This is a genomic window from Pseudomonas sp. PvP089, from assembly GCF_017875165.1.
GTDB classification, from domain to species: Bacteria; Pseudomonadota; Gammaproteobacteria; order Pseudomonadales; family Pseudomonadaceae; genus Aquipseudomonas; species Aquipseudomonas fortuita.
Window position 1 is genome coordinate 128368 of record NZ_JAGGME010000001.1, and the last position, 18921, is coordinate 147288.

14 protein-coding genes are annotated in these 18921 nt (G+C 63.6%); 8 read left to right on the forward strand and 6 right to left on the reverse strand.

What is annotated here, in order from left to right:
* Nucleotides 1–28: 28 nt before the first annotated feature.
* From alr to J3A71_RS00645, 4 genes are all read left to right on the forward strand, one after another.
* The gene (gene alr / locus J3A71_RS00630; RefSeq protein ID WP_016489804.1) at nt 29–1102 is read left to right on the forward strand and encodes an alanine racemase; all 1074 of its coding nucleotides are present in this window, start codon (nt 29–31) and stop codon (nt 1100–1102) included.
* Nucleotides 1103–1211: 109 nt separating this feature from the next.
* The gene (locus J3A71_RS00635) at nt 1212–1760 is read left to right on the forward strand and encodes a cupin domain-containing protein (RefSeq protein ID WP_016489803.1); all 549 of its coding nucleotides are present in this window, start codon (nt 1212–1214) and stop codon (nt 1758–1760) included.
* 154 nt (nt 1761–1914) lie between these two features.
* Entirely contained in the window at nt 1915–2319 is a 405-nt protein-coding gene (locus tag J3A71_RS00640; protein ID WP_033731233.1) for a c-type cytochrome, read from the forward strand.
* A 229-nt stretch (nt 2320–2548) separates the two neighbouring features.
* Entirely contained in the window at nt 2549–4405 is a 1857-nt protein-coding gene (locus J3A71_RS00645; RefSeq protein WP_016489801.1) for an acetyl-CoA hydrolase/transferase C-terminal domain-containing protein, read from the forward strand.
* Between the two features lie 123 nt (nt 4406–4528).
* On the opposite strand, the gene J3A71_RS00650 is transcribed toward J3A71_RS00645, so the two are convergent.
* Nucleotides 4529–5101 (reverse strand): xanthine phosphoribosyltransferase, encoded by a 573-nt coding sequence (locus J3A71_RS00650; RefSeq protein ID WP_003253535.1) that lies wholly within the window; start codon nt 5099–5101, stop codon nt 4529–4531.
* Nucleotides 5102–5165: 64 nt separating this feature from the next.
* Entirely contained in the window at nt 5166–7175 is a 2010-nt protein-coding gene (gene rep, locus J3A71_RS00655; protein WP_016489800.1) for a DNA helicase Rep, read from the reverse strand.
* Between the two features lie 294 nt (nt 7176–7469).
* On the opposite strand from rep, the gene J3A71_RS00660 reads away from it, so the two are divergent.
* Nucleotides 7470–9137, forward strand: a complete 1668-nt coding sequence (locus J3A71_RS00660; protein WP_016489799.1) for a bifunctional diguanylate cyclase/phosphodiesterase — start codon at nt 7470–7472, stop codon at nt 9135–9137.
* Nucleotides 9138–9218: 81 nt separating this feature from the next.
* Here the strand turns inward: J3A71_RS00660 and J3A71_RS00665 are convergent, their stop codons facing one another.
* Nucleotides 9219–10607 (reverse strand): NorM family multidrug efflux MATE transporter, encoded by a 1389-nt coding sequence (locus J3A71_RS00665; protein ID WP_016489798.1) that lies wholly within the window; start codon nt 10605–10607, stop codon nt 9219–9221.
* A 154-nt stretch (nt 10608–10761) separates the two neighbouring features.
* On the opposite strand from J3A71_RS00665, the gene J3A71_RS00670 reads away from it, so the two are divergent.
* Nucleotides 10762–11688, forward strand: coding sequence for a LysR substrate-binding domain-containing protein (locus J3A71_RS00670; RefSeq protein WP_016489797.1), 927 nt, complete (start codon nt 10762–10764; stop codon nt 11686–11688).
* A gap of 52 nt (nt 11689–11740) precedes the next feature.
* Here J3A71_RS00670 and J3A71_RS00675 read toward each other — a convergent pair whose 3' ends face one another.
* Both J3A71_RS00675 and J3A71_RS00680 read right to left on the reverse strand, forming a co-directional pair.
* Nucleotides 11741–13135: a VOC family protein gene (locus tag J3A71_RS00675; protein WP_096426909.1), complete on the reverse strand. Its 1395-nt coding sequence runs from the start codon at nt 13133–13135 to the stop codon at nt 11741–11743.
* Nucleotides 13136–13361: 226 nt separating this feature from the next.
* Nucleotides 13362–14252: a LysR family transcriptional regulator gene (locus J3A71_RS00680; RefSeq protein WP_096426908.1), complete on the reverse strand. Its 891-nt coding sequence runs from the start codon at nt 14250–14252 to the stop codon at nt 13362–13364.
* A gap of 135 nt (nt 14253–14387) precedes the next feature.
* Between J3A71_RS00680 and J3A71_RS00685 the strand changes: the two genes are divergently transcribed.
* Both J3A71_RS00685 and J3A71_RS00690 read left to right on the forward strand, forming a co-directional pair.
* The gene (locus tag J3A71_RS00685; RefSeq protein WP_016489794.1) at nt 14388–15878 is read left to right on the forward strand and encodes an aldehyde dehydrogenase family protein; all 1491 of its coding nucleotides are present in this window, start codon (nt 14388–14390) and stop codon (nt 15876–15878) included.
* Between the two features lie 162 nt (nt 15879–16040).
* Nucleotides 16041–17327 carry an FAD-binding oxidoreductase gene (locus J3A71_RS00690; RefSeq protein WP_023047191.1) on the forward strand — a complete coding sequence of 429 codons (1287 nt, stop codon included), beginning with the start codon at nt 16041–16043 and terminating at the stop codon, nt 17325–17327.
* A gap of 108 nt (nt 17328–17435) precedes the next feature.
* Here J3A71_RS00690 and J3A71_RS00695 read toward each other — a convergent pair whose 3' ends face one another.
* Nucleotides 17436–18863, reverse strand: coding sequence for a mechanosensitive ion channel family protein (locus J3A71_RS00695; RefSeq protein ID WP_209953612.1), 1428 nt, complete (start codon nt 18861–18863; stop codon nt 17436–17438).
* Nucleotides 18864–18921 lie beyond the last annotated feature (58 nt).

Sequence of the window (18921 nt, forward strand, 5' to 3'; positions counted from 1 at the left end):
ACCTGTGAACCACCATAAGGCAGCCGCCATGCGTCCCGCCCGCGCCCTGATCGACCTCCAGGCCCTGCGCCACAACTACCGTCTGGCCCGTGAACTGACCGGTGCCAAAGCCCTCGCCGTAATCAAGGCCGACGCCTATGGCCATGGTGCCGTACGCTGCGCCCTGGCCCTGGAGGCCGAAGCCGACGGCTTTGCCGTTGCCTGCATCGAAGAGGCGCTGGAGTTGCGCGCCGCCGGTATCAAGGCCCCGGTGCTGTTGCTGGAAGGCTTCTTCGAAGCCAGCGAGCTGGCGCTGATTGCCGAGCACGACCTGTGGTGTGTGGTGCATTCGCTTTGGCAACTTGAAGCCATCGAGAAAACCCAGCTGCACAAGCCGCTCACCGTCTGGCTGAAGCTGGACAGCGGCATGCACCGCGTCGGCCTGCACCCCAAGGATTACCATGAGGCCTACCAACGCCTGCTGGCCAGCGGCAAGGTTGCGCGCATCGTGCTCATGAGCCACTTCGCCCGCGCCGACGAGCTGGATGCCGACGCGACCGCCCAGCAGATTGCCGTGTTCGAGGCCGCCCGCCAGGGCCTGGCCGCCGAGTGCAGCCTGCGCAACTCGCCTGGCGTGCTGGGCTGGCCGCAAGCGCCTGGCGACTGGGTACGCCCGGGCCTGATGCTGTACGGCGCCACGCCGTTCGAAGTGCCCCAGGCCCAAGCCTCACGGCTGCAACCGGTAATGACCCTGCAATCGCGGGTGATCAGTGTGCGCGAGCTGCCTGCCGGTGAGCCCGTGGGCTACGGCGCCAAGTTTGTCAGCCCACGGCCAACCCGTGTAGGCGTGGTCGCCATGGGCTATGCCGATGGCTACCCGCGCCAGGCGCCCAATGGCACCCCGGTACTGGTCGCTGGCCAGCGCACCCAGCTGATCGGCAGGGTGTCGATGGACATGCTCAGCGTCGACCTCACCGACGTGCCGCAAGCCACTGTCGGCAGCCCGGTCGAACTGTGGGGCAAGCAGATACTGGCCAGCGAAGTGGCCGCCCATGCGGGTACTATCCCTTACCAGATTTTCTGCAACCTGAAGCGTGTACCGCGGGACTACATCGGCGAATGACACGCTGAAGCGGACAGGTTGAGGGGTGGTGTGTTGTAAATACTGAACGGCATTGCCATGATATCGTTCACATCCATCCCCCTTTCCACCGTTTCAGGAGGCTCCAGCTTTGGACGTCGGCGAACGACTGCAAGCCATCCGCAAGCTCAAGGGCCTGTCCCAGCGCGAACTCGCCAAGCGTGCCGGTGTGACCAACAGCACCATCTCGATGATCGAGAAGAACAGCGTGAGCCCCTCCATCAGCTCGCTGCGCAAGGTGCTGAGCGGCATTCCCATGTCCATGGTCGAGTTCTTTTCGGTCGAGCTGGAACCTGAAAGCCCCACTCAGATCGTCTACAAGGCCCACGAGCTGATCGACATCTCGGACGGTGCGGTGACCATGAAGCTGGTCGGCAAGTCGCACCCCAACCGTGCCATCGCGTTTCTCACCGAGGTATACCCGCCAGGTGCCGACACCGGTGCCGAAATGCTCACCCACGACGGCGAAGAAACCGGCATCCTGCTCGAAGGCCGGCTGGAGCTGGTGGTCGGCAACGAGATCTTCATTCTCGAAGAAGGCGACAGCTACTACTTCGAAAGCACGCGCCCGCACCGCTTTCGCAATCCGTTCAACCAGCCCGCACGCCTGATCAGTGCAGCGACGCCATCAAACTTTTGATCCAGCGCAGTGCATTGATTCGGCAATACCCCTTTCCTGTGTAGGGTCGTTTCACGGCCTCTGGGTTCCCGCTATACTTTTCAACGCTCGCCGTTCCGTGGCCGCGAGCGTGATTAGCCACCATGAGGGTGTTCGCGTGAACCAAATCAAGAAGATGCTGGCCGTACCAGCAGCCGTATTCGCCCTCTGGGCAATGAGCGCAACCGCTGCAACCAATGACGACATTGCCAAACGCCTCGAGCCGGTTGGCCAGGTGTGCGTCCAGGGCCAGGAATGCAAAGGCATGGAAGTGGCTGCTGCAGCGGGGGGCGGGGGAGCCAAGACGCCAGATGACATCATCGCCAAGCACTGCAATGCCTGCCATGGCAGCGGCCTGCTCGGTGCACCGAAGATTGGCGATACCGCCGCGTGGAAAGAACGCGCCGACCACCAGGGCGGGCTGGATGGCATCCTGGCCAAGGCCATTACCGGCATCAACGCCATGCCGCCCAAGGGCACCTGCGCGGACTGCTCGGATGACGACCTGAAAGGGGCGATCAAGAAAATGTCCGGTCTGTAAGACACAGCTGAATTGCATGAGGCCCGCCTTTGATGGCGGGCTTTGTTTTTTGTGGTGGCTGCACTGGCCCTTTCGCGGGGCAAGCCCGCTCCCACAAAAACACCACTGCCTTCAGGTGCTGTGAGGTGCCAGTGGGAGCGGGCTTGTCCCGCGAAGAGGCCGGTACAGGCAACCAACCCGCCAGTGCCATGTCCAACCCCTGAACCCATGGATGTCTCAGGAGGCCCTGATGCACCTCTGCTCCATCGACCAGGCTGTCGAGCAGGTCTTGTCCCGGCTGCCAGCCCATATTCACATGGGCCTGCCTTTGGGCCTGGGGAAGCCTAATGCTTTCGTTAACGCCCTCTACGCCCGCGTGCGCGAGCTGCCCGAGCGGCAGCTGACTATCTACACCGCGCTCTCCCTGGGCCGCCCGCCATTGGGCGATGGCCTGCAGCGGCGGTTTCTCGAACCCTTCGTCGAGCGCGTCTTCGCCGACTACCAAGAGCTCGACTACCTCGCTGACCTGCGCAACGACAGCCTGCCGGCGAACATCCGCGTCGAGCAGTTCTTCATGCAGCCCGGTAGCCTGCTGCACAGCGAGGCTGCCCAGCAGGACTACATCAGCAGCAACTACAGCCACGCCGCACGCGATATCAACGCCAAGGGCCTGAACCTGGTCGCGCAACTGGTGGCCGCCACACCTGAAAGGCCTGTTCACCTGAGCCTGGCCTGCAACCCCGACATCACCCTCGACCTGCTGCCGATGATCGCCAAGCGCCGCGCGGCCGGCGAAACCATCCTCATGCTGGGCCAGGTGCATGCCGAGCTGCCTTACATGCCGGGCGATGCGGAACTGCCCATTGATGCGTTCGACCTGCTGCTCGATGAAGCCGAGCAACGTCGCCTGTTCTCCACCCCGAACATGCCGGTCGGCACCCAGGACCACTGCATCGGCTTGCACGCCAGCACGCTGGTACGCGATGGCGGCACCCTGCAGATCGGCATCGGTGCCATGGGCGATGCAGTCGCCGCCGCGTTGCTGGCGCGTCAGGGTGACAACGCAGGCTACCGCACCTTGCTCGACGAGCTGGATACGGGCCCGTGGCATGCGCTGATCGAGCGCGAAGGGGGGCTGGGGACGTTTGCCCAAGGCCTGTACGGCTGCAGCGAGATGTTCGCCAATGGCCTGTTGGTGCTTGCCGAAGCAGGCCTGCTGCGGCGCCCGGCCGATGAGCAGGGGCCCGTGGTGCATGGTGGCTTTTTCCTCGGCCCTCAGGCGTTCTACCAGCGGTTGAGGGAGATGCCACTCGAAGCGCGTGCGCGGTTTGCCATGACCCGCATCAGCTTTATCAACGAGTTGTACGGGCAGGAAGAACTCAAGCGGCGCCAGCGCCGCGATGCGCGCTTCATCAACACTGCGTTCGCCATGACCTTGCTCGGTGCCGGGGTGGCCGATCAGCTGGAGGACGGCCGCGTGCTCAGCGGCGTTGGCGGGCAGTACAACTTCGTCGCCCAGGGCCACGCGCTGGAAGGCGGGCGTTCGATTCTGCTTTTGCGCAGCTGGCGCGAGGCAGGCGGGGAGGTGACCTCAAACCTGCTCTGGACCTACGGCCACTGCACCATCCCCCGGCACCTGCGCGATATCGTGGTGACCGAATACGGCATTGCCGACTTGCGTGGGCAGACCGACAGCGAGGTGATTGCGCGGTTGCTGGCGGTGAGCGATTCGCGGTTCCAGCAGGGGCTCATCGAGCAGGCAAAAGAGGCCGGCAAGCTGCCCAAGGGTTTTGAGCTGGACGCTCGTTTTACCGACAATACGCCGCAGCGGTTGGAAGCGATCAGGGCGCGGCATGCGCGGCTGTTCCCGGAGTATCCGATGGGGACGGACTTTACAGCTGAGGAGCGGGACCTGTTGCGGGCACTGAACTGGTTGAAGAGCAAGTTCAAGCTGAGCGAGGTGCTGGAGCTGGGCAAGGCAGCGTTGGATGCGCCGGGGCCGGAGGGGTATCAAGGGCACCTGGAGCGGATGGGGCTGGACGCTCCGCAGGGATTGAAGGAAGAGCTGTACCAGCGCCTTTTGCTGGCAGGGTTGGCGGCGACCTGAAAATTGCCGGGGCTGCTTTGCAGCCCATCGCCGGCAAGCCAGCTCCCACAGGAGTTTCACAAAGGCCGAGCCTTGTGCAGTACCTGGGGGAGCTGGCTTGCCGGCGATGGGGCCGGTACAGGCTTACTCGATGAAGCTGACCACACCACCTTCCAGCGACTTCACCCGGGCCAGCGACTCAACGCGGTAGCCCTGGCTGTCCAGCTCGGCACGGCCGCCCTGGAACGACTTCTCGATCACGATACCCAGGCCAGCCACGGTGGCGCCGGCCTGTTTGATGATCGAGATCAGCGCCTGCGACGCCTTGCCGTTGGCCAGGAAGTCGTCGATCACCAGCACGCGGTCGCTGCTGTTGAGGTGGCGTGGCGAGATGGCCACGGTGTTCTCGGTCTGCTTGGTGAAGGAGTACACCGAGGCAGTCAGCAGGTTCTCGGTCAGGGTCAGCGACTGGTGCTTGCGCGCAAAGATCACCGGTACGCCCAGCTTCAGGCCAGTCATCACGGCCGGGGCAATGCCCGAGGCTTCGATGGTGACGATCTTGGTCACGCCGGCGTCGGCGAACAGGCGGGCGAACTCGTCACCGATCAGCTGCATCAGCGCCGGGTCGATCTGGTGGTTGAGAAACGCGTCGACTTTAAGAACCTGGTCGGAAAGCACGATGCCTTCTTCGCGAATCTTCTGATGCAGTGCTTCCACTTTGTTTTCCTCGATGTAGCAAAGGTCGCCGCAAATAGCGGCAAAGTTAAAGAGTAATGGTTGATCAGCGTTTGAGCATTGCCCGGATATCGGCCAGGGCGTTGTTGCCGCGTGCGGCCTTTACCTCGACCGGCGCATCGTCCAGGCCCTCCCAGGCCAGGTCGTCCGGAGGCAGTTCGTCAAGGAACCGGCTGGGCGTGCAGTCGATGATTTCACCGTACTGCTTGCGCTTGGCAGCGAAGGTGAAGGCCAGGGTCTGGCGCGCGCGGGTGATGCCCACGTAGGCCAGGCGGCGTTCCTCTTCGATGGTGTCGGCCTCGATGCTGGAGCGGTGCGGGAGGATTTCCTCTTCCATGCCCATGATGAACACGTACGGGAACTCCAGGCCCTTGGAGGCGTGCAAGGTCATCATCTGCACACCTTCGGCGTTTTCTTCCTCTTCCTGCTGGCGCTCGAGCATGTCGCGCAGCACCAGCTTGCCGATGGCATCCTCGATGGTCATGTCACCCTCTTCGTCCTTCTCAAGGGTGTTTTTCAGCGCTTCGACCAGGAACCAGACGTTGCTGATACGGAACTCCGCCGCTTTGTCGCTGGCGGTCTGCTGGCGGATCCAGTTCTCGTAGTCGATGTCGCGGATCATCTCGTGCAGCGCGGCGATCGGGTCTTCCAGGGCAACCTTTTGGCGTACCCCGTCCAGCCAGTGCTTGAAGCGCTGCAAACGCTCGGTGTAGCGGGCGTCCAGGTGCTCGCCAAGGCCCAGCTCTTCGCTGGCGGCGTACATCGAAATGCCCCGCTCGGTGGAATAGTTGCCAAGCTTTTCCAAGGTGGTGGAGCCGATTTCGCGACGCGGTACGTTGATCACCCGCAGGTAGGCGTTGTCATCATCCGGGTTCACCAGCAGGCGCAGGTAGGCCATCAGGTCCTTGACCTCCTGGCGGCCGAAGAAGCTGTTGCCGCCCGACAGGCGATATGGCACCTGGTGGTGCTGCAGCTTCAGTTCGATCAGCTTGGCCTGGTAGTTGCCACGGTAGAGGATGGCGAAGTCGCTATAGGGGCGGTTGGTGCGCAGGTGCAGGGTGAGGATTTCCATGGCCACGCGCTCGGCCTCGGCTTCCTCGTTCTTGCAGCGGATCACGCGGATCTCGTCGCCCACGCCCATCTCGCTCCACAACTGCTTCTCGAACGCGTGCGGGTTGTTGGCGATCAGCACGTTGGCACAGCGCAGGATGCGGCTGGTGGAGCGGTAGTTCTGCTCGAGCATGACGATTTTCAAGGAAGGGTAGTCCTCCTTGAGCAGCATCAGGTTTTCGGGGCGCGCACCGCGCCAGGCGTAGATCGACTGGTCGTCGTCGCCCACCACGGTGAACTGGTTGCGCATGCCGATCAGCATTTTCACCAGCAGGTACTGGCTGGCGTTGGTGTCCTGGTATTCGTCCACCAGCAGGTAGCGCACCCGGTTCTGCCAGCGTTCGAGCACCTCGGGGTGCTCCTGGAACAGCTTGACCGGCTGCAGGATCAGGTCGTCGAAGTCCACCGCGTTGAACGCCTTGAGCGTGCGCTGGTAGTGGGTATAGACGATGGCGGCCGTCTGCTCGCGCGGGTTGCGCGCCTTTTCCAAAGCCTCGGGCGGCAGCACCAGGTCGTTCTTCCAGGCACCGATCATGTTCTTGATCTCGTCGATGCCGTCGTCGCCGGAGTACTCCTTCTGCATGATGTCCGACAGCAACGCCTTGATGTCGGACTCATCGAAGATCGAGAAGCCCGGCTTATAGCCAAGGCGTTCGTGCTCCTTGCGGATGATGTTCAGGCCCAGGTTATGGAAGGTACATACCGTCAGGCCACGGCCTTCCCCCGGACGCAGCAACGTAGCGACCCGCTCCTTCATCTCGCGTGCGGCCTTGTTGGTGAAGGTCATCGCCACGATGTACTGGGCACGGATGCCGCAGTTCTGGATGAGGTGGGCAATCTTGCGCGTGATCACGCTGGTCTTGCCCGAACCTGCACCGGCGAGCACCAAAAGAGGGCCGCCGACGTAGTCACGGGCTTCCTGCTGCCGGGGATTGAGTCGGGACATGCTAGAAACCGGGGGTCGCCAGAAAATAGCCGCGCATTCTAACAGGCATGGGGCGGTTGTGGCGCGACCGTCTGACGTCTGAGTCAGACTTTTGTCTGTCCCATTATTAGTGCGGCTAATGCTACTAGAGGAAAAAATCATATTTGCCGCTTCCCCTCGTTTCGAGCAGGATGCACGACAAAATACGTCGGAATGCTACGGTCGCAAATGCATGTATAAAAGTGAAAATCATTTTCATTAATGCAGTAGCATAATGGCTGATACCGTTGCACCGTGAAGTCCTAAGGAGCCCGCTTGTCCACGCCTGTCGAACCTTTGCGTTTGCTGCTGTTGGCTGATGAGCCGCAATGGGCCGCCTTGTTGCACGCATGCATGCCTGCCCTGAACGGCAGTGCAGTGCTGCTGACCGCGCCTGACTGGGACGCGGTGGATAGCCTGTTCAGCCATGATCGCCAGGCCGTGGTGCTGGCAACCCCAGCCCTGCAGCCGGCACCTGGGCGCTGCGAGCTACCGACCATCCTGCTGCTCGATCACGAGCCTGAGGTGGCGCCCGGCGCGGTCAGCGACTGGCTGGTACGCGACCAGCTCAATGCCGACGCCCTGCGCCGCTCGCTGCGCCATGTGCGCGAACGTGGAGTGCTGGTGGCCACCTTGCAGCGCCTGGCCGAACAGGACCCATTGACCGGCATCGCCAACCGCCAGGGCTTTCAGGCCTTGCTGACCGCGCGGCTGGCCGAAAACGATGGCCGTGGCATTGCCTTGGGCCACCTGGACCTGGACAACTTCCGCCACGTCAACGATGCGCTCGGCCACCAGAGCGGTGACCGCCTGATTCTGCAAGTGGTGGCGCGGATGCAAAACCAGCTGGAGGCTGGCGACCAGCTGGCGCGCCTGGGCAGCGACGAGTTTGCCTTGCTGATCGACACCCGACGCGACGCCAACCGCGCCGAATGGATCGCCGAACGCATCATAGAGGCCTTGGCCGAACCCTACTGGATCGACGGCGAAAGCCTGCTGCTGGGGTGCAGCCTGGGCTTGGCCCATGCCCGCGCGCAGAGCGGCGCCGACCCGCTGATGTGGCATGCGCACATTGCCATGCGCCAGGCCAAGGGCAGCCAGGGCTGTACCTTCCATGTGTTCAACGAGCGCATCAATCGCAACGCCCGCAGCCTTGCCGACCTGGAAAGCGAACTGCGCCGCGCGCTGCGCCGTGACGAGCTGGAGCTGCACTATCAGCCGCGGCTCGACCTGGCCGATGGGCGCATCGTCGGCCTGGAGGCGCTGGTGCGCTGGCGCCATGCCGAACGCGGGCTGTTACCGCCCAGCGAGTTCGTGCCCCTGGCCGAGCAGAGCGGCCTGATCGTGCCGCTGGGCTACTGGGTCATCTCCCGCGCCTTGCGCGACATGCAGGCGCTGTGCGAGCGCGGTCTGGAGCCGTTGCACATGGCGGTAAACCTGAGTTTCCGTCAGTTCCAGGACAGCCAGCTGCTGGCCACCCTGAGTCGGCTGATCCTTGAGCATGGGGTGGACGCGCGCTGGCTGGAGTTCGAACTGACCGAAACGGCGGTGATGCGCCGCAACGAGCTGGTGCGCCAGACCATGGACGCCCTCGGCCGCCTGGGCGTGCGCTTCTCCCTAGACGATTTCGGCACCGGGTTTTCTTCGTTCGTGCACCTCAACAGCCTGCCGATCACCTTGCTCAAGGTGGACCGCAGCTTTGTTGCAGAAATGGAAATGCGCGAGGAGAACCGCAAGCTGGTGCACGCCATGATCAACCTGGCGCACAACCTCAACCTCGAGGTGGTGGCCGAAGGGGTGGAGAGTGAAGAGCAGCTGGCCTTGTTGCGCGGGTTTGGCTGTGACCAGGTGCAGGGCTTTTTGGTCAGCAAGCCGCTGCCGGTCGGGGAGCTGATCGATTTTTTGCTGAAGGTGCCTGGCCGTCAGCTGAATGTTGTCCCTTAGGGCCCTTTCGCGGGCACGCCCGCTTCCACAGGGACCACGCAATCCTGTGGGAGCGGGCGTGCCCGCGAAGAGGCCCCGAAGTCAGGCCGAAGCAGCAGCCTCTGCACGCGCTTGCGCCTTCCCCAATAACCGTTTCATTCGCCACTCAAAGCCAAATGTCAGCGCCACTGCCGCACATGCCAGGCCCAGCGCCAGCCCCCACCAGATCCCCACGGCACCACCGCCCAGGGTAAAGGTGAACAACCAGGCGCTCGGCGCACCCACCAGCCAGTAGCACACCAGCCCGATCAGGAAGGTGGTCTTGGCATCTTTCAGCCCACGGATCGAACCCATGGCAATCGTCTGCATGCCGTCGAACAGTTCGAACCATGCCGCCACCATCAATAACTGCACAGCCACCCGGAAGATCGCGGCAAAGGCCGGATCATTGCGGTCGATAAACAGTCCTACCAGCGCTTCGGGCAGCAGCAGGAACAGTGCGGCGAAGGCAAACATGATCATTGCCCCAAAGCCGATGCCCACGCGCCCGGCGCTGCGCGCCGCCAGCAGGTTGCCAGCGCCGTAGTACAAGCCCACGCGCATCGTCACCGCATAGGACAAGCCCGTCGGCACCATGAACGCGGTGGACACGATCTGCAGGGCGATCTGGTGCGCCGCCAGTTCGGTGCTGCCCAGCACACCCATGCACAGCGCAGCGAAGGCGAACAGGCCCACTTCCACCATGTAGGTGCCGCCAATCGGCAAGCCCAGCCGCCACAGCTCGCGCAGGGCCGGCAGCGACGGGCGCGACAGGCCTTTGCGTAGCGGGTAGGCGGCATAGGCCGAATGCCAGCGGATGTACAGCGCCAGGGCGATGGCCATGCCCAGCGATACCACTGCGGTGACCAGGCCGATGCCCATCAGGCCCAGTTTTGGCAGGCCGAACATGCCTTCGATCAACGCCACGTTGAACAGGTAGTTGAGCACCGTGCCGACCACGCTGATCACCATCACCGGGGTCGAGCGGCCCAGCGCGCTGGTAAAGCCACGCAAGGCCATGAAGGTCAGGTAGCTGGGCAGCGCCAGTGGCAGCAGGGTGAGGAATTCGGCGGCCGAGGCAACGTTTTCAGGCTGTTGCCCGAACAGCAGCAGTACTGGCTCGAGGTTCCACAGGGCCAGCGCGGCGATCAGCGCCAGGCCCCAGGCCAGCCACACGCCGTTCTGTGCCAGGCGGGTGGCACCTTCGATGTCGTTGGCGCCCTTGCGGATCGCCACCAAGGTGCCGACCGCAGCGATCACGCCCAGGCAAAAGATCGACACGAACGAGTAGCTGGCCGCACCCAGGCCGCCACCGGCCAGTGCCTGTGGGCTGATACGGGCCATCATCAGGGTATCGGTCAGCACCATCAGCATATGCGCCAACTGCGAGGCGATCAGCGGCCCGGCCAGGCGCAGCAAAGCCTTGAGTTCTGTGGTGGGCGCGACATGCATGGGGGCGGTCCTTTCCTGGGAAAACAACGAAGGGCGATTCTGAGGCTTTGGTCAACTTTGTACAAAAGGATAAAAGCGATCATTGGCATGAGTCTGACTCATGTATATATGCTTATTGATGATTAGTTTCACAGCCCGGTATGGCAGGTGCCTCATGTCCCGACAGCTCCCTCCGTTGTATGCCCTGCGCGCATTCGAAGCTGCCGCGCGGCATTGCTCCTTCACCCGTGCCGGCGAAGAATTGTCGATTACCCAAAGTGCTGTCAGCCGGCATGTCCGCACGCTGGAAGAGCACTTTGCCTGTCGCCTGTTCGTGCGCAGCGGCCGCAGCCTGCAATTGACCGAAGCGGCGCGGGTGCTGTTGCCGGGGGTGCGCGAAGGCTTCGCGGCGCTGGAGCGGGCCTGCGATAATTTGCGCGGTGAAGATGACATCCTGCGCATGAAAGCCCCATCGACATTGACCATGCGCTGGTTGCTGGCGTGCCTGAGCCGGTTCCGGCACTTGCAACCGGGTAACGAAGTGCAGCTGACCAGCGCCTGGATGGACGTCGACCACGTGGACTTCAACCAGGAGCCATTCGATTGTGCGGTGCTGCTCAGTGATGGCGTGTTCCCGGCGGAGTGGGAGGTGCGCAAGCTGTTTCCAGAGTTGCTGATCCCGGTCGGCGCGCCCGACCTGCTCGACGAAGAACCCTGGGACGTGTGCCGGCTGGCCTCTATCGAACTGCTGCACCCCACGGTGGACAAGCGTGACTGGCGGGAATGGCTGGAGCGCATGGGGCTTGGCGACAAGGTTTCGCTCAAGGGCGGGCAGGTGTTCGACACCCTGGAGTTGGGCATGATTGCCGCAGCGCGGGGCTACGGGATTTCCATGGGTGATTTGCTGATGGTGGCCGAAGATGTGGCGCAGGGGCGGTTGAGCCTGCCTTGGCCGACAGCAGTGCCCAGTGGGATGGACTACTACCTGGTATGGCCGCGCACCCGGCCGGGTGGCGAGCGGTTGCGGCGCTTGAGTGACTTTCTGGCAGACGAGGTGGCGGCGATGGATCTACCGGATGTGGAAATCCTGCCGCCTCTCTGATCGCCTGTACCGGCCTCTTCGCGGGCAAGCCCGCGAAGAGGCCGAGACGGTTTTACATCGAGCCCAGGTTCAACGCTTGTGCGCAAGCCTGCAGCGAGCGGCGCTCGCTCTGCGCATACAGTGCCAGCTCATCCTGCACCGGCAGCCCCAGCGCGGCTTCGAATGCATCCCGGTTGGCATTGCTGCCGTACTCGGCCTGCGCATCGTCGCCCAGGTTGGACTGGAAGATCCCCGCTGCGCTCACCGGCAGGAAGTCCTCGTACACCAATGCCTCGAAATGCACATGGCCAGCATCGATCAGCCCCTGCAGGGTGGTTGGGCGGCCTTCCTGGTCACGCGCAGCCCGGCCTTTCTCGGTGGCAAAGTAGCGGAAGTACGCCAGGCCTTGTTCACGCATCTGCGCCAGGTCATCCGGGAACTCGGCAAAGGTATCTTTGAGCAAGGCCATGTAGCGCTCGGCATTGGCTTCGGCCGGTGCGCCACCCAGGGCGGCGCGGGTGGCGTCGAGCAGCTTGTCGTACAGCTGGCGACCTTTCGGCGTCAGGGCTGCACCGCGTTGCTCGATTTCGCCAAAGCGCGCGGTGTGGCTGCCTTCGCTCCCCTGCTGGTCGCTGAACGCGACCTTTTCCTGCAAGGCCTTGAAGCTGGTCTGGCGCAGCAGGATCGGGTGGCGGCGGGTGGGCGGGCCTTCGACCACGGCTTTCGGCGGGATGCCCTTGGCCGGCATGCCGAGCTGGATCGCATCGATGTCCAGGGTGCGTGGGGTCAAGTGGTTGATGTGCGGGCCCTTGAAGGCCACCACATCGGCAATCAGGCGGTGCTGGTCGTGCAGTTGCTGGTACTGCTCGGCGGTGACGGTGGCGTCATGGTGCCAGCGGAAGGTGTGTAGCGCTTCTTGCACGAACGCTTCGGCATCGGCTGCGTTCAGACCGCCATCGCGCTCGCACTTGGCGATCAGTTCGAGGGCGCGGGGGGTGAAGATCTGGCGCTTGGCCAAGATGCTCTGTGCCAGCTCACGCAGCTGCGGGTTGTCGATCAGCTCCAGGCGCAGCAGCGAGGTGAACACACGGAACGGGCTGACGTGCAGCGACTGCTCGTGTACCGCGCGGAAGGCGGTGGAGTGCACCGGCACACCGGCGGAGCTGAGGTCGTAGTAGCCGACCGGCTGCATGCCCATGACGGCAAACAGGCGGGCGATGGTGGCCAGTTCTTCGGCGGTGCCGACGCGGATGGCGCCGTGGCGCTCGTGGTCCAGGCGCTCGATTTCGCCGGTCCAGCGCAGGGCCTGGGCAACCTCGGGTTGCTGGGCCATGACCTGCTGGTTGATTTCGCTCACCAGCTCCAGCAGCGTGCCGTACAACGGCACTTCCTGTTTGTACATGAGCGACATGGCAGCAGAGAACTGCGCGCGAATGCTGTCTGGGCTGACGAAATCGTGGGCGGGCATCGCTAGCTTCCTGGTTGGGTTCGGACGCTTACATGAAAGCTGGGAATGCACTTGGCTCACAAGCGAAAAAAAGTGAGTGTGTCATTCCTTTTTTGATCGACCTTCAGGGCCATTGGGGCTGCTTTGCAGCCCATTCGCGGCACAAGGCCGCTCCTACAGGGGACCGCGTGCTGTTTGCAGGCGTGGCCTTGTGCCGCGAATGGGCCGCAACGCTGCCCCGGCAATCTCAAGCCTGAAGTTGCTCCTGAATCCATTCCACCAGCGCCCGCACCTTGGGCACCTCCGCCGCATGCTCGGCATATGCCAGGTAATGCGCCCCGGCACTGCGCATCGCATGGTTCCACGGCACCACCAGGCTACCCTCGGCCAACTCCTTCGCCGCCAGGTAACGCGGCACCAACGCCACCCCGCACCCCGCCTGCGCCGCGCTCAAGGCCATATAGAACGTATCGAAGCGTGGCCCGTGGTAGGCGCTGACGCTTTGCAAACCCAGCTCCTGGAACCACTCATGCCAGGCCTCGGGCCGTGAGGTGCTTTGCAGCAGCACCAGGTCGGCCAGTTCTGCAGCATCGCCCAGCGTGCGCCCGGCCAGCAGCTCCGGCGCGCACACCGGCACCACCTCTTCGCGGAACAGCTCCACGCAGGTGGCACCAGGCCAGGTGCCCTGGCCATAAAAGAACACCACGTCTGCCGAGCCCTGCAGCAGGGCGAACGGCTCCATCTCGTTGCGGATGTCCAGGTGGATGTTGGTGTGGCGTTTGCCAAAACCCTTGAGGTGCGGGATCAACCAGCGCACGCCAAAACTCGGTTGAGTGGCTACTTTCAATATCTCGGTCTGCTCGCCGTAAGTGAGCACGTAGCGGCTGGACATGTCCACCTGGGTGAGGATCTTGTTGACCTCGGCCAGGTACAGGCTGCCGGCCGGGGTCAGTTGCAGGCGCCGGCGGATGCGCAGGAACAGGTGATGGCGCAGCATGTCTTCAAGTTGCGCTACCTGCTTGCTGACGGCGCTCTGGGTCAGGTGCAGTTCTTCGGCGGCACGGGTAAAGCTCAAATGACGGGCTGCAGCTTCAAAGCACTGCAGGGCGGTCATGGAAGGCACCAGGCGTTTGGACATAGTGGTCTCTGCGGCTCAAATCATTACCTGACGGAATGATATGCGGAATAAAGGTCGTTTGTTGTACCTATGTGATCGGATTAATACTGATCCACATCATTTTTCCACCCCATCACCCGATGTAGGAGAAACACAATGGTTGCTGGATTGCTCGAGCGCCTTGGCGTTGCCGCCGAGGCTTACACCCAGGGCGACTACCCTGTTCACACGCCGATCGACGGCAGCCAGATCGCCTCGGTGAAACTGCTTGGCAAGGCCGAGACCATCGCCCGCATCGATCAGGCCCAGAGCGCCTTCGAGGCCTGGCGCACTGTGCCAGCCCCGCGCCGTGGTGAACTGGTGCGCCTGTTTGGCGAAGTGCTGCGTGAGCACAAGGCCGACCTTGGCGAGCTGGTCTCGATCGAAGCCGGCAAGATCACCCAGGAAGGCCTGGGCGAAGTGCAGGAAATGATCGACATCTGCGACTTCGCCGTGGGCCTGTCGCGCCAGCTGTACGGCCTGACCATCGCCTCCGAGCGCCCGGGCCACCACATGCGTGAAACCTGGCACCCGCTGGGCGTGGTTGGCGTCATCAGCGCCTTCAACTTCCCGGTTGCCGTATGGGCCTGGAACACCGCCCTGGCCTTGGTGGCCGGTAACTCGGTGGTGTGGAAACCGTCTGAAAAGACCCCGCTGACTGCTCTGGCTTGCCAGGCGCTGTTCGACAAAGCCCTGAAAGCCTTCGGCGATGCCCCGGCTGGCCTGGCACAACTGGTGATCGGCGGCCGTGAAGCTGGCGAAGCCATGGTCGATGACCCGCGCGTACCGCTGGTCAGCGCCACCGGCAGCACCCGCATGGGGCGCGAAGTCGGCCCACGTGTAGCTGCCCGATTCGGCCGTAGCATCCTCGAGCTGGGTGGCAACAACGCCATGATCCTGGCGCCGAGCGCCGACCTGGACCTGGCCGTGCGGGGCATCCTGTTCTCGGCGGTGGGCACCGCCGGCCAGCGTTGCACCACCCTGCGCCGCCTGATCGTGCACCGCTCGATCAAGGACGAAGTGGTTGCCCGCGTCAAAGCCGCCTACGGCAAAGTGCGTATTGGCGACCCACGCAAAGACAACCTGGTGGGCCCGCTGATCGACAAGCTGTCGTTCGACGCCATGCAGGGTGCGCTGGCCAAGGCCCGCGACGAAGGTGGCCAGGTGTTTGGTGGCGAGCGTCAGCTGGCCGACCAGTACCCGAACGCCTACTACGTATCGCCTGCCATCGCCGAAATGCCGGCGCAGAGCGACGTGGTGCGCCACGAAACGTTCGCCCCGATTCTTTACGTGCTGGCTTACGACGACTTCGAAGAGGCCCTGCGCCTGAACAACGAAGTGCCACAAGGCCTGTCGTCGTGCATCTTCACGACCGACATCCGTGAGGCGGAGCGCTTCCAGAGTGCTTCGGGCAGCGACTGTGGTATCGCCAACGTCAACATCGGCACCAGCGGTGCCGAGATCGGCGGTGCGTTTGGTGGCGAGAAGGAAACCGGCGGTGGTCGTGAGTCGGGTTCGGATGCGTGGAAAGGCTACATGCGTCGCCAGACCAACACCGTGAACTACTCGCGCGAACTGCCGCTGGCGCAGGGTATCGTGTTCGACTGATCCATGCTGCAAGGCCGGGGGCATAGCCCCCGGTTCGCGGGGCAAGCCCGCTCCCACAGGGATCGTGCAGGTGGCACTGATCATTGTGGGAGCGGGCTTGTCCCGCGAATGGGCGGCAGCGCCGCCCCAACGCTATAAGAACAACACTGCTGGAGCCGGGCCATGTCCGAACTGCGTCAACAATGCTTGTGGGAACACGTCAGCAAACCGACCGTTGCCGCCCAGGCCCTGGCCGGTGAGCACAAGGCTGATGTCTGCGTGATCGGCGGCGGCATTACCGGCCTGTCGGCGGCCATCCATCTGCTCGAACAGGGCAAGTCGGTGATCCTGCTGGAGGCCTGGAAGATTGGCCACGGTGGTTCCGGGCGCAACGTCGGCCTGGTCAACGCCGGCACCTGGATCCGCCCCGACGACGTCGAGGCCACCCTCGGCCAGAAGCAGGGCAGCCGCCTGAACAAGGTGCTCGGCGAAGCCCCTGGCGAAGTGTTCGCCATGATCGAGCGTCTGGGCATCGACTGTCAGGCCCAGCACAAAGGCACGCTGCACATGGCGCACAACGCCACCGGCATTGCCGACCTCGAAGCCCGCCACGAACAATGGCGCCGCCGCGGTGCCGACGTGGAGCTGCTGACCGGCGCCCAATGCCAGGAATACTGCGGTACCAACAAGATTTCCGCCGCGCTGCTCGACCGCCGCGCCGGCACCATCAACCCCATGGGTTACACCCAGGGCCTGGCGGCTGCCGTGGCGCGCCTGGGTGGCAAGCTGTTCCAGCAGTCTTCGGTTGAAGGCCTGGAGCGTGATGGCGATGGCTGGCGGGTGAAGACTGCGCGTGGCTCGGTGCGCGCCGACAAGGTTGTGATTTCCACGGGCGCCTACACCGAAGGCGACTGGAGCAACCTGCAAAAGCAGTTCTTCCGCGGTTACTACTATCAGGTGGCGTCCAAGCCGCTGCAGGGCGCCGCAGCCGATAAAGTGCTGCCACACGGCCAAGGCTCGTGGGACACCCGTACCGTGCTCAGCAGCATCCGCCGCGACGATCAGGGCCGCCTGCTGCTCGGCAGCCTGGGCCGGGTCGACAACAAGCCGTCGTGGTTTGTGCGCAGCTGGGCGGACCGTATCCAGAGCCACTACTACCCGGAGCTGGGCAAGGTCGAGTGGGAAATGCACTGGACCGGCTGTATCGACTTTACCCCCGACCACCTGATGCGCCTGTTCGAGCCTGCGCCGGGGTTGGTGGCGGTTACGGGTTACAACGGGCGGGGCAACACCACAGGTACCGTGATCGGCCGTGCCTTTGCCGAGTTTCTGCTCAAGGGTGACGCGGACAGCCTGCCGATTCCGTTCTCGCCGATGAGCGGCGTGAGTGCGCCTTCGCTGCGGACTGCGTTCTACGAATCCGGCTTCTCGCTGTACCACGCGGGGCAGTGCCTGAGGGTTGTGTTGTAACAACTGGCCCCTTCGCGGGTAAACCCGCTCCCACAGGGACCGCGCAGCATTCCGGAATTGCGCGGGCACTGTGGGAGCGGGCATGCCCGCGAAGAGGCCGGCGCAGGCTTACTTGTGCAGCCAGCTGAGGAAGCCGCCTTTCTTGATCAGGGCCGGCTTCTGCAGCAACAACGATTCCCGGCTCTGCCGCCGGAACCGCTGCAACTTGCTCAACGCCGTCTGCACTTCGCCACGCTGCTGCAAACAGCTCTTCACCTGTTCCTTTTCGATGCGGTACAGCACGCAACTGGTCAGCGTGCGGAACTCGGCGAACGAGTCATCCTCATCAATGATGCCCTCGATTCCCAGCACCTCTCCCGGCCCCATGCGCCCGGCTTCGATCCGCTTGTCGCCCTCGCGCACCGACGCCGAAACCACACCGCTGCCAATCACCAGCAAATGCTCGGAAAGCTCGCCAACTCCCAGTATCACCTGGTCCGCCAGGTACTCCACCGCCGTCATGCGCTGGCTCAGCGCGTCGCGCTCCTCATCGCTTAGCGAGCGGAACACCCGCACTTCGTCCAGCACCTCGCGCTGGCGGCTGCGCGGCGGCAGGGCCAGGTCCACGTTCCACATCACCCCGCTGGCCTCCAGGTGCCGGTGGGCAAGGTCGAACAGCTGATTGCGTGCGTCGCCCTTGGTGCCCGCGTCGGCCACGAAGCCGCTGGCCTCGTACTCCACGGACTCCAGCGTCGAGGCCTTCACCGTCACCTTCGGCTTTGGGGTCGCAAGAATGGCACTGACGCCCTGCAGGGCCTTTTCCAGCGCATCGAATACCCGCTTGGGCCGCACCTTGGCCGGCACCACCACGCTGATCGACACCCCATGCACATCGGCCGGGCGGCTGTGGTTGAGCAGCCGCGCCTTGGCCGCGACCGAGTTGGGGATCACCGCCAGGCTGCCGCTGCCGGTCAGCAAGCGCGTGGCGCGCCAGTCGATGTCCAGCACCTTGCCTTCGGTACCGTCGATGGAGATTGAATCGCCAATCTGATAGGGCCGCGTGGTGTTCAGCACGATGCCGCTGAATACGTCGGCCAGGGTGCTCTGCAGCGCCAGACCGATGACGATGGCCATCACCCCGGACGTGGCCAGCAAGCCCTTCACCGGCAGCTGCATCACATAGCCCGCGGCAGCCACGACGGCGGCCAGAAAGATCAAAGCCCCCAGCACATCCTGTAGCAACCGGCCGCCATGGCTGCCACGGGCGACCAGCAGCTGGCCGAACACCACCGTGACCGTGCGCGCACCAAACAGCCACCAGCCGATGGCCAGTACCGTGGCCATGAGGTTGCGCGAGACATCGTCGGGCCAGGGTGGCGGTTGCAGCGGGCTCATGCCGGCAGCCACCAGCACCGAGCTGAATAGCAGGAATATCACCAGCCGCGTGCCAATGCGCCAGGCACGGCGCTGCATGGGGATGACTTGCCAGAGCGTGAGGTCGAGCAAGATCAGGGCAGTACCGAGCAACAACGGGAAGGACTGGATGAACGCCAGCATGGTGGTCTCGGGGGTGAGGGTAGGGCTGTGGGTAGTAATAGAGCAGGTTGCTGCTGCA